Origin of the sequence: Candidatus Cryosericum odellii, assembly GCF_003570935.1 — a bacterium.
Classification (GTDB): Bacteria; Caldisericota; Caldisericia; order Cryosericales; family Cryosericaceae; genus Cryosericum; species Cryosericum odellii.
Window position 1 is genome coordinate 1 of sequence record NZ_QXIU01000035.1, and the last position, 11,465, is coordinate 11,465.

At 55.9% G+C, this 11,465-nt stretch carries 6 protein-coding genes and 2 tRNA genes; 3 read left to right on the top strand and 5 right to left on the bottom strand.

The features are described 5' to 3' along the window. The first annotated feature begins 329 nt into the window (after window positions 1-329). From SMC5_RS01295 to ileS, 3 genes are all read left to right on the top strand, one after another. Entirely contained in the window at window positions 330-4,154 is a 3,825-nt protein-coding gene (locus SMC5_RS01295; protein WP_455423443.1) for a 5'-nucleotidase C-terminal domain-containing protein, read from the top strand. A gap of 97 nt (window positions 4,155-4,251) precedes the next feature. After that, a complete protein-coding gene (locus tag SMC5_RS01300; RefSeq protein WP_165846162.1) occupies window positions 4,252-5,130 on the top strand; it encodes a DUF3378 domain-containing protein in 879 nt (292 codons plus the stop codon). A 97-nt stretch (window positions 5,131-5,227) separates the two neighbouring features. Next, complete coding sequence (gene ileS / locus SMC5_RS01305) at window positions 5,228-8,383, top strand: isoleucine--tRNA ligase (RefSeq protein WP_119119280.1); 3,156 nt, start codon at window positions 5,228-5,230, stop codon at window positions 8,381-8,383. Between the two features lie 52 nt (window positions 8,384-8,435). On the opposite strand, the gene SMC5_RS01310 is transcribed toward ileS, so the two are convergent. From SMC5_RS01310 to SMC5_RS01330, 5 genes are all read right to left on the bottom strand, one after another. Then, on the bottom strand, window positions 8,436-9,269 hold the full coding sequence (locus SMC5_RS01310) for a HesA/MoeB/ThiF family protein (protein ID WP_119119281.1): 834 nt from the start codon (window positions 9,267-9,269) through the stop codon (window positions 8,436-8,438). Beyond that, entirely contained in the window at window positions 9,266-10,666 is a 1,401-nt protein-coding gene (locus SMC5_RS01315; protein ID WP_119119282.1) for a carotenoid oxygenase family protein, read from the bottom strand. The genes SMC5_RS01310 and SMC5_RS01315 overlap by 4 nt, the downstream gene beginning before the upstream one ends. A 61-nt stretch (window positions 10,667-10,727) precedes the next feature. After that, window positions 10,728-10,818, bottom strand: a tRNA-Ser gene (locus tag SMC5_RS01320). Then, the gene (locus SMC5_RS01325) at window positions 10,805-11,275 is read right to left on the bottom strand and encodes a nucleoside deaminase (RefSeq protein ID WP_243622479.1); all 471 of its coding nucleotides are present in this window, start codon (window positions 11,273-11,275) and stop codon (window positions 10,805-10,807) included. Before SMC5_RS01325 ends, SMC5_RS01320 begins: the two co-directional genes overlap by 14 nt. 8 nt (window positions 11,276-11,283) lie before the next feature. Then, window positions 11,284-11,360 (bottom strand) — tRNA-Arg (locus SMC5_RS01330). Between the last annotated feature and the right edge of the window lie 105 nt (window positions 11,361-11,465).

Sequence of the window (11,465 nt, forward strand, 5' to 3'; positions counted from 1 at the left end):
TTCACTCGTATCACAAGGAATACCGCTTTGGCTGCCATGATATCGGCTCCCAAAGAGTAGCATTCCAGACCATTCAGAAGATCATGAGCCTGCTGAGCCGTTGACATATGCAAGAGTGAGAGTTCCACGGTCGCTCCTTTCCGTCGCGGCTGATCTCTTTCAACCGTGGCCCATAAATTGTATTCTCCTGCCTCGATACTACAATATTAATAAGTCACGGGTCTATTCTGCAAGTCGGGAGGAATGGCATGAAGAAGCGCCTGTCAGTTCTGCTCAGTGTGATTCTCATACTGGGTCTGGTGTTCGCGAGTTTCCCGTTCAAGGTAGCCATGGCTGCCACGACTGTGAAGATAACCTTGCTCGAGACAAGTGACGTTCATGGGGTCATCTACCCGTATGATTACTTCAAGGACGCGCCCGTGAACGGCGGGTTCGCGAAACTGTCGACGCTGGTCAAGGGTGTCAGGGCTGACAACCCGAATACTCTTCTCCTGGATAACGGCGACAATCAGCAGGGTACACCGCTGACATACTATTTCAACAAGGTCGACACGACCGCGCCAAACCCGGTGATTGCAGCCATGAACATCATGGGGTACGATGCGATGACACTTGGCAACCATGAATTCAACTATGGGCTCTCCATCGTCGACAAGGCCCGGTCCGAGTCCAAGTTTCCATGGCTTTCGGCCAATATTTACAAGGAAGATGGCACGAACTACTTTACGCCATACATCGTCAAGACAGTTGCCGGTGTCAAGGTCGGCATTCTGGGGCTGACGACCAAGAACATCCCGAACTGGGAAGTGCCTGCGAATATCAAGGGCCTGGTTTTCAAGGATACTGTCGAAGAGGCCCAGAAGTGGGTCAAGATTCTCAAGGACACCAAGAAGGTCGACTTGGTCGTGCTCTTGGCACACGAGGGGTTTGAGAAGGACATCGACACCGGCAAGGATCTCGGTACTTCAATTGAGAACCAGGCCTATGCCATTGCGACGACGGTCCCTGGCATCGACGTCATGTTGACCGGGCATACCCACCTGTCTATCCCGGGCAAGACGCTCAACGGTGTTCTTGTCATGCAGCCAAAGAACGCAGGCGTCGAGATCTGCAAGGCAGACATTACCATGGAGCAGACTGCCACTGGGTGGAAGGTTGCCACGAAAACTGGAACCAATCTCCCTGTGACTGCGGACACTGTGGCTGATCAGGCCATTCTGGACGCGACCAAGACTCAGCATGAGACAGCGGTCAGCTATATGAAGCAGCCGATTGGCGAAGCGACGGGGGATTTCCCCGGTGCCACGTCTCGGACTGAGGACAGTGCCATCATGGACCTGATTCAGAAGGTCCAGATGAAGTACGCGAACACCGATCTCTCGCTCGCAGCCATGCTGCCTGATCCCGCCCCCAGTTTCAAGAAGGGCCCACTGACGGTCCGGGACATGTATTCACTCTACATCTACGAGAATACGCTGTTTGCCATCACAGTGACCGGACAGCAGATCAAGGATGAGCTTGAGTGGTCTGCGAAGTACTTCAACACGTACACGTACAACAAGACAGCCACTACTCTGGTCAACTCCAGCGTGGTGGGCTACAACTATGACATGCTGCAGGGAGCCGACTACGTTATCGATACCACGAAACCGGCGGGTCAACGCATCAGCGGCTTGATCTATCATGGCAAGCCCATGGATATGACTGCAACGTATACGCTGGCTCTCAACAACTACCGGGCTGGCGGTGGCGGATTCCTTGGGTTCAAGGGCTCACCGATTGTCTACCAGTCCAGTGACGAGATTCGCAACCTGATGATCCAGTATGTTAAAGATACTGGGAAGATCGATGCAACAGTCGACAACAACTGGCACCTCGTGCCGGACTATCTCAACTCACAGTATCGTGCAGCTATTGATACGCTCAACAGACAGAGCGCGCTTAGCGAATTCCCCACAGGGGCGTTTGTCCCTGATTCCACGGCGACTCGAGGGGATCTCGCAGCGATTATTACCGGCTCCTACACCGCGATGGACAGTCGCAATCATGCGAGTTCGTTCGTCGACGTAGCCAGCAACGGCTGGTACGCTCGAGCGATCGGGACGGTTCAGGCTCGCAAACTGATGAATGGCACATCTGTCAGGACGTTCGTGCCCGATGCTCCAGCCACGACTGAACAGGCAGTCACTGCCCTCATGAGAGCAAGCGGATACGGAAATGATGCTTCCAAGTATGATCTGTGTGCACAGCCTCTTGACAAGGTTCCGAACCTGTTTCGCAATACTGACGGCACGTGGAAATGGGAAGCCTTGGCAGCAGATACGAAGAAGAATAACGGAGCGACCATCAACATGCGTTCCGGCCAGTCTCTTGGTGGCGTGGAGATGTACGCTATAGCTCTTCCCGTAGCCCCTGGCATGGTTGTCAACGGCTATCCTACTGGCGGCGATCTCAAGACATTTACGATGAAGAACGCGAAGTGGCTGCTGGACCGCACTGGATATGCCCTTGGCACGTGGTACAACAAGGGCAAGACCTATATCGACGTGAGTACGACGATCCCTTGGCGGGACTACGCAGTCACGCTGGGCAAGGAATACGACCAGATATCGATTTTTGACTTGGCCAACTTTAAGGAGATACCTACCGGCGGTACGAGTGGCAAGTCCGGCAGGAAACCCAACATGAACCTCATCATCTCGGACTGGGCACTGCCATACGTTGCGTTTGCTGAATCGAAGGGATTCATCACGGCCGAGCAGGCCACTGCCCCGAAGCATCAGCTCACGAGGGGTGAACTGGCAGACATGGTCGTGAAAATGCGGTTCCCGACGGTGGTTGTTCTGCAGACCAACGATTTCCATGGCAACCTGGTGCCAGCGATCGATGCCAACAAGAACAGCGTAGCGGGGGCGGCTCGTGAGGCCACCATCATCAACAGCGTACGCAGCACGTTTGGCAAGGATCATGTTTTGCTCGTGGACGCTGGCGACGCAATCCAGGGCGCCACGATAGCGAACATGTTCCAGGGCAAGAACGTGATAGAGGTCTACAACGCGATGGGCTACGACGTGGCAACACTCGGCAACCATGAGTGGGACTACGGCCAGCAGGTCCTGAAGGATCGGATTTCAGAGGCCAAATTCGACTATGTGAATGCCAACGTGACCGGCGTCAATCTGGGCTGGAAGTCGAATGTCATCAAGAATGTGGCCGGGATCAACATCGGGCTGTTCGGTGTCATAACGTCCGACCTTCCCACTATCGTTGCGCCGTCAAGTCTGACCGGTGTCGGTGTCGCGGATCCAATAGCGACCGCGCAGAACCAGATTGTCGACCTGAAGGGACAGGGAGCACAGTACATCGTTGCTCTGAGCCACTGCGGGTACGAGAATGGCGGCGCTCCGCTGGACCCCGCTATCGCGGCAGGTGCCCCTGGCATCAACCTGATCATTGGTGGTCACTCTCATACTGTCCTGAAGGTAGAGGTCATGGTTGGCAAGACCATGATAACTCAGACCGGCACTGCCGGTGCGTACGTTGGCAAGGAGGTCATCGATTTCACGACGTATCAGGGGAAGATCATCAGGCAGAACGTCTCGTATGAACTTGTACCAACTGTAACTTCTGTTCCTGAAGACCCGGCCATCAAGGCTATCGTCGACGGCTATAACAANNGTGCGGACATAGCGTTCGAGGACGGCGGCAGTATTCGTGTCAGCGTTCCTGCCGGAGACGTCACAGTAGGCAGCATTTATGACGTGCTCCCGTTCGACAACTTCCTGGAAGTCCTCGAGATCAAGGGTTCCACGCTCAAGACCGCCCTCGAGAATTCTGTCAGTGCCTATCCCGCCCAAGCCGGTGCGTTCGCTCAGGTGTCCGGATTCAGCTTCACGTTTGATCCGTCCAAACCAAAGGGTTCGCGCGTCGTCAGCATCACCAAGGACGGTAAGCCGATGGACATGGACGCCACGTACAAGCTCTGCGTTCAGGATTACACAGCGCTCGGGGGGGATGGATATGCCATGCTCAAGGGGGAAAAGATCGTCTACAAGTCCAGCGAATGGAATCGGGACGGTCTTGTCAACTACATCAAGGCAAACCCCGAGATCAACCCGACGGTCGAGGGTCGAATCACCGTCGTCACTCCATAACAGATTATCGACTGATTCGTCAAGGGGGCCGGCAACTGCCGGCCCCCTTGTGTTTGACCGGTGTTGCACATCTGTCGAAAGAGGAGACAATCCATTCATGAACACAGTGAAGACAATGACACATGAGCAGCAGGAACGTCTGAGATCAGTTCTGACCGCGGCTGGTGCCATAGAGGACCCGGAGTTGCCTGCGGGAACGTACTTCCTGGCCAGGAGCGAGGGTTCGGTCGTGACTGCCTATCGAAGCGGCAAGGTCCTGTTTCAGGGGCATGATTGTGACAGACAGATTCGGCTCGCGGAAGGAATTCTGGCTCACGTCGAGCCGGTGAGCAAGGGTTTCGAATTTCCGATCGTTGGAGGAGATGAATCTGGCAAGGGAGACTTATTCGGTCCCCTTGTCGTTGCTGCTTTTGCCGCTCGCGACGAGTCAGAGCGACGGGAGGTCGTGCGTGCCGGGGCACGTGACTGCAAGCTCATGACAGATGCGGAAGTGCATACCGTCGCGACGAGACTGGATGGTATCGGTAGATCGAGCATCCGCATCCTCATGCCCCAGGAGTACAATGCACGGTACGCGGCTGTGCACAATGTGAATATCCTGCTCAACGAGATCTATGCCGAGTTGCTGCTGGAATTGGCAGCTGCGTCCAAGGCGCACACCGTCATCCTGGACAAGTATGGTGGACGGGCGATGGCGCTCTGGAAAACTCCGCAAAGCTTTCGTTTTGTGGTGGAAACGCATGCAGAACGGTACCCCGAAGTGGCCGCTGCTTCCGTTCTTGCCAGGGCGGCATTTCTCGATGGACTTGAGCGTACAGCTAGGGACAGTGGAGTTGTCCGGCTGCCAAAGGGGGCGTCGATGGAAGCACAGGCGTTCATGCGGCGCCTGGCGTCAGACAAGGGCAAGGACGTACTTCGGTCAGTCGCAAAGGTGAATTTCGCTCCCGTGAAGGGGTGCCTCGAAAGCCTTTTCTAGATACGGTCAGTGATTGTCATCTGGTTGACAACACTACCTGGCGACGTAGTATATATGCTGATTTCCGTAGTGAACCCTTCAGACGAGGAGACGCCTCATGTTTAAACCCGTATTGCCTGCCGACAAGGTTGTCGAGCAGGAGGTGGCCACCATCCAATTTTGGGAAACCGGTCATGTCTTCGAGAAGTCGCTCGAACTAAGCAAGGACAAGGAGCGCTTTGTATTCTTCGAAGGACCACCGACCGCGAACGGGAGACCCGGTGTGCACCATGGCTTGGCCCGCGTCTTTAAGGACACGGTTCTGAGGTACAAGGCAGGTACAGGCTACTATGTCCCTCGCAAGGGTGGTTGGGACTGCCAGGGTCTGCCTGTGGAGATTGAGGTCGAGAAACGACTCCACATCAGCGGCAAGCAGCAGATCGAGGAATACGGCGTCGAAGCGTTTGTGCGGGAGTGCAAGAGCAGCGTTTTCACGTATAAGGCGGAGTGGGAGAAGATGACCAGCCGCATCGGTTTCTGGCTGGATACCGAACATGCATATGCGACCTACACCAACGACTACATCGAATCGGTCTGGCATATCCTCAAGACCTTCTACGACAAGGGGTTACTGTACCAGGGACACAAGGTCGTCCCCTATTGTCCGCGTTGTGGAACGGCTCTCTCGATGCACGAGGTTGCGCAAGGCTACAAGAACGTCACCGAGGAGACGGTTTTCGTCAAGTTCTCCCTGACGTCAGATGGACTGGAGGGTGTCAAGGCGCTGGTCTGGACGACGACGCCATGGACTCTGCCGAGCAACGTTGCGCTTGCGGTCAACCCGGGCGTAGAGTACTCGGTCGTCGAACTGGAAGGTGAACGGTATCTGCTGGCGTCTGCGCGGCTGGCTGCCGTGTTTGGCCATGACGCTGAACACGTGGCACTCGTGCGCACGTATCTCGGGAGCGAACTTGCGGGGGTTCGATATGAGCGCCTCTATGACTATGCCAGTGTCGAACCCTGGGAAGAGGTGCGTGGGTGGCGCATTGTCACTGCAGACTATGTGACGACGACGGACGGCACAGGCATCGTTCATCTGGCGCCTGCGTTTGGCGAAGACGACCTCAACATTGGACTGAAAGAAGGACTTCCATTTGTCCAGCTTGTCGACCTTGCCGGCAAATTCACGTCTGAAGTGACACCGTGGGCCGGCAAGGACGCCAAGGGAAGTGACCCCGATATCCGACGTCAGCTCAAAGCTGACGGAAAGCTGTTCAAGACAGAGAGGATCGAACACGACTACCCCTTCTGCTGGCGATGCGATACGCCTCTTCTCTACTACGCCAAGGACTCGTGGTTCGTCCGCACGACGGAGTTCAAGGACCAGATGGTTGCGAACAATCAGGAGATCACCTGGTACCCCGACCACATCAAGGACGGGCGATTTGGCAACTGGCTGGAGAACATTAAGGATTGGGCGCTATCCCGCGAACGCTACTGGGGAACTCCATTGCCTATCTGGGTCTGCGATTCTTGTGGACACCAGCATGCGGTAGGTTCCATTGCTGAACTCAACGAGATGGCTGTCAACCCGGATCCCGAGGTCGAGTTGCATCGCCCCTATGTGGATAAGATCGAACTGCGGTGTCCGGTATGCGGTAGCACTATGCACCGTGTCCCAGAAGTCATCGACGTCTGGTTCGACTCTGGTTCGATGCCGTATGCACAGTGGCACTATCCATTCGAGAACCAGGACGAGTTCGCAAAGATGTATCCAGCTGACTTCATCTCTGAAGGAATCGATCAGACGCGTGGGTGGTTCTACACTCTTCACGCCATCTCCACTGCTCTCAATAACAGGCCGGCATTCAAGCATTGTATGGTGCTCGAACTGGTACTGGACGAGAAGGGCCACAAGATGAGCAAGCATGTCGGTAATGTCATCGACCCATGGAGTATTCTCGATAAGCAGGGGGCAGATGCGTTCCGATGGTCGTTGTATACGAGTACTCCACCCTGGTACCCGAGACGGTTCGGGCCGAGCGTAGTGGCCGATGCTCTCAAAAACTTCATCATACCACTTCGCAACGTCTACAGTTTCTTCGTGCTGTACGCCAATATCGACCACTTTGATCCGAAGATTGCCCAGGTTCCGTTCAAACAGCGGCCAGAATTGGACCAGTGGCTTTTAAGCCGGTTTCAGGTGCTCGTCCGGGATGTGCGTGCAGATATGGAGACCTATGATATCAATCCGGCGACGAAGCTCATCCAGGCTTTCGTCGAGGAACTGAGCAACTGGTACGTGCGCCTGAGCAGGCGGCGCTTCTGGAAAAGCGAAAACGATACTGACAAGCTGTCGGCGTACGAGACGCTCTACAGGGTACTGGTCGACCTTGCAAGACTGCTGACACCGTTCACGCCTTTCCTGTCGGAAGAGATTTACCAGAACCTCGTCCGTTCGGACAACAGTGAGGCCCCGCTTTCTGTGCACTTCCTTGACCTGCCCGAATTTGACAAGTCCATGTTCGACCCGCAGCTTACGGGTGCAATGCAGGCGGTCATGGATGTCGTGTCCCTGGGAAGGTCAGCGAGGAAGCAGGCGGGCGTCAAAACCCGGCAACCACTGAGTGCAGTGACTGTTTACACCAATGACGCACAGGCTCATGAAGTGCTGGTTTCTCATGCCGATATCATCCGCGATGAGCTGAACGTCAAGTCTATTGCCGAAGCGAAGCGCGCTGCGGACATTGCCGAGTTCACACTCAGGCCCAACCTGCCTGTACTCGGCAGGAGGGCCGGAATATTGATCCCTGCCATCCAGAAGGCACTGGCCGTAGATCCAGAGAGAGTCTACGCCGAACTTGAGAGCACTGGTCAAGCTTCTCTGGATCTGGACGGAACGGCATTCCTGCTTACGAAGGATGATGTCATCAGTACAGTCTCAGGGAAAGGTGGACTGTTCGTAGCGTCGTCGGCAAACATTGTGGTGGCGGTTGACCCTACTGTTACGCCGGAGTTGCGAGCTGAGTGGTATGTGCGCGAGGTCGAGCACTTTGTCCAAGGACAGCGCAAGGACAAAGGCTATCAGGTGACGGATCGTGTACGACTTGCTTTGACGTGTACCGATGCTGCAGTGACGGCCGTACTTACTGCTGCGGCGCAGGACGTGGCCCGGGAAGTCCTCGCAACCGAGGTGACGGTGGTCACTGGCCCGGTCGAGGACGGTGCCCTGGAACTTGAAGGTTCGAAAGTAGCGTGTCGACTGGAACAGTAAGGGCGTTCCGGCAGTAGCAACACGTTCACTTTCCCGGTAGAGTCTCCTGTCTTCAGCAGGAACTCTGCCGGGGATCAATTTTCATCGAGAACAACTCGGTTATGGTCGGTTGGTCACCACACACTCGGCACTGATGGTCGCGTTCAAGTGGTACGAGCTCGAAGCGATTGTCCTCTCCATCCATGAGCAGCAGCTTGCCGGCCAGCCAGTCTCCACACCCCACAATGTACTTGAGCACGTTCTGTGCAACGATGGAACCGATGATGCCGGGAGTGGTACCGAGAATGCCGCGAGATCTCTCCTCGCGTGCCATGGCAGCAGTAGGAGATTTGGGGTACAGGCAGCGGAAGCAGGCTGTTGTTCGCGGGATGACTGTGAATGCCATTCCGTGGAGGTTGCTTACCGCACCGATGAACAGCGGTTTGTCAAAAAGGACAGCAGCGTCGGAAACGAGATATCGCGTACTGTAATTGTCTGTGGCGTCGACGACCATGTCGTAGGCGCTAAAGAGAGCATAGGCGTTGTCCGGATCCAGCCGACTGGGATAGGCCTCGATACGTATGTCCGGGTTCAGTGCCACCAACCGTTCCTTTGTGACAAGGGCCTTGGGTTGACCGATGTCTCCCGTGGAATAGAGTACCTGCCGATTCAGGTTGGACAGGCTCACGGTGTCTCCGTCGACCACCCCTATCGTACCCACTCCAGCGGCAGCCAGGCACAGCAGGATCGGAGAGCCGAGTCCTCCGGCTCCTACGACCAGAACGGATGCTTTTGCCAGCTTCTCCTGTCCCGGAGGGCCGACCTGTTTCATCCATAGTTGACGTTCGTAGCGCCCTCCGGCGGGGACCTCGCACGATGACGCCCGCACGTGTTTCGATGAAGTCATGTTGTTGCCTCCTCCGGCACGAAGAGTGCGTGCAGTCCGAACGGTAGCGCACAGGGAAGCCATGCGCGGGCTTGTTCGGTCATTGTCGCAGCATCCAGAATCAGGGCAAATGAACGTTTTGCCAGAACATCGAGCACGATAGTCAGTAACCATCCTTCTCCTTCTGGACTGTCCGCAGTCGTGGGAACAAAAATCGGAGCACCGGGGAAACAGTTGTCGGAGGACCACTCGATGAATCGACCGGTCGTCACGTCGGAACGGCACAGCCGATCGATTGGCTCGCCTGTTCTCGTTGGCCCCGCCGCAAACAGGATGGTGTGCGGGCGCATTGAGAATCTGGCGTCTATTGTGCAGAACTCTCCCGGCGGGCACCTCAGTGGTGAGCAAAGGACTCGCTTGTGCTCCAGGTCGATGACGAGGCGGGTTGCCAGCGGAGCGGGAAAGTTGCCTGCAGGAACCTCTCCATGGTCGAAAGCCAGAGAGTCGAGAATACTCGGATCCGCGTAGGCGGCAAGATCGACGATGATCTGATTTCCGTCGTCCCAGGCATTGATGTGGTGGAGTGCGAACAGTGGGCGTGTGGAAAGTGTTGCCTTCAGTGCACCTGTCCTCCGGTCGACGACCAGGATTCTGCTTCCTCGCCCCGCATCCCAGACATAATTTCGCAGGTACGGATGTCTGGATGAGCTCAGGGAACGCGGATAGGCCGTGAAGGGCCCTTCGACGATAACGACCCATCGTGGCGTTACACTGAAGGAGTGCATATATCCAAGGCGCGGCGAGGGGACAGCACAGAGGCGCCGCGTTCTTCCCGCAGGACTGGTGACTGTAATGACGTATCCGGGAGGATCTCCGTTGCAGAGTGACAAATCGAAGCGTTCTCCAGTGAACTGGTCGAAGACGGGATGTGGCGAACAGGCGCAACATCTGTTCAGGTGTCCCCGTCGCTTTGTGCGTATCGTCGCCAGCGTGGTGGGATCGATCAAGATGCTCTGTGGCGTATCGCCGAGAGCCTCGAGCTCGTTTCTCCAATGCGTGATGCTCATGTTGGCGTTGTCGTCGGAGAAGTGACTGTGGCGGTGAACGGGCTGGGAGTCGAAACCACCAGCCGGTACTGTATCTTCCATCAGAGCCCAACGATACCAGGAACTTGCAAGAAAGCGGTTGCTGCAGGTGACGCCACGTGATCCAAAAGCCACTGATGAGAGGAGGGCGAAGCCATCCAGCCAATGTCCAACAGCGTGACCCCCAATCTGGAATCTGCCGGGGCCAATTCTGTACATGGTGCCGACGAGGCCGGGAGGCAAAATCCCCGTGACGCTCAGGGGTAGGTTGGACACTTCATCGAGAAGCGAAGCAAAGCCAATGCCATATCTGGGAGCATATCCTGGGTTCATGGCCGCTCGACAGCACGGAGAAACGGGCAAGATGACGACAACTCCAGCATCTGTGTAATGCTGGCGGAGAGGGTGGGATTTGAACCCACGAACGAGGGAACCCCGTCACCTGCTTTCGAGGCAGGCGCTTTCAACCGCTCAGCCACCTCTCCGTTTGGACCTGATACGTGCAAAGAACTGCTGCAGGACAGCTTCGGCATCAGCGCGCAACAAACCAGAAACCACCTCCGGAGCATATCCAAAGATAGGTCGCGTAAGCATGTTGCCATTGCTGCCCACTGCTCCATTGTCGAAATCGTACGCCGAGAACACCACCCGCTGTACCCTCGCAAGAGCTATTGCGCCAGCACACATTGGACACGGCTCGAGAGTAACATACAGGACGCATCCGTCCAAACGCCAATCTTGCAGGCGCTCGGCACTGGAGCGCAACGCGAGCATCTCGGCATGTGCCGTTGGATCCTTGGCGCTCTCTCGCGTGTTGTGTGCGGAAGCAAGCAATTCACCAGCCCTTGTAACAACACATCCCACAGGGATCTCTCCTTCATCAAGGGCACGCCTGGCTTCGTCAAGCGCAAGGAGCATGCAATCAACATCAGTGAGAGCCATGTCAGGACTGGTGCGCCCGACAGGAATCGAACCTGTAACCTACGGTTCCGTAGACCGTCACTCTATCCAGTTGAGCTACGGGCGCGCAACGATGATTGTATTCCATTTCCCCCGGTTGGCAAGAAGAACAGTGAGGATTGCTGAGCAACGTGGCAGTAGTGACGCGCACAAATCTGTTATAATCTACCTG

Coding starts and splice junctions, on each gene's coding strand:
- ileS (WP_119119280.1), top strand. CDS start 5,228: ATGTTTAAACCCGTATTGCCTGCCGACAAGGTTGTCGAGCAGGAGGTG.
- SMC5_RS01315 (WP_119119282.1), bottom strand. CDS start 10,666: ATGAACCCAGGATATGCTCCCAGATATGGCATTGGCTTTGCTTCGCTT.
- SMC5_RS01310 (WP_119119281.1), bottom strand. CDS start 9,269: ATGACTTCATCGAAACACGTGCGGGCGTCATCGTGCGAGGTCCCCGCC.
- SMC5_RS01325 (WP_243622479.1), bottom strand. CDS start 11,275: ATGGCTCTCACTGATGTTGATTGCATGCTCCTTGCGCTTGACGAAGCC.
- SMC5_RS01300 (WP_165846162.1), top strand. CDS start 4,252: ATGAACACAGTGAAGACAATGACACATGAGCAGCAGGAACGTCTGAGA.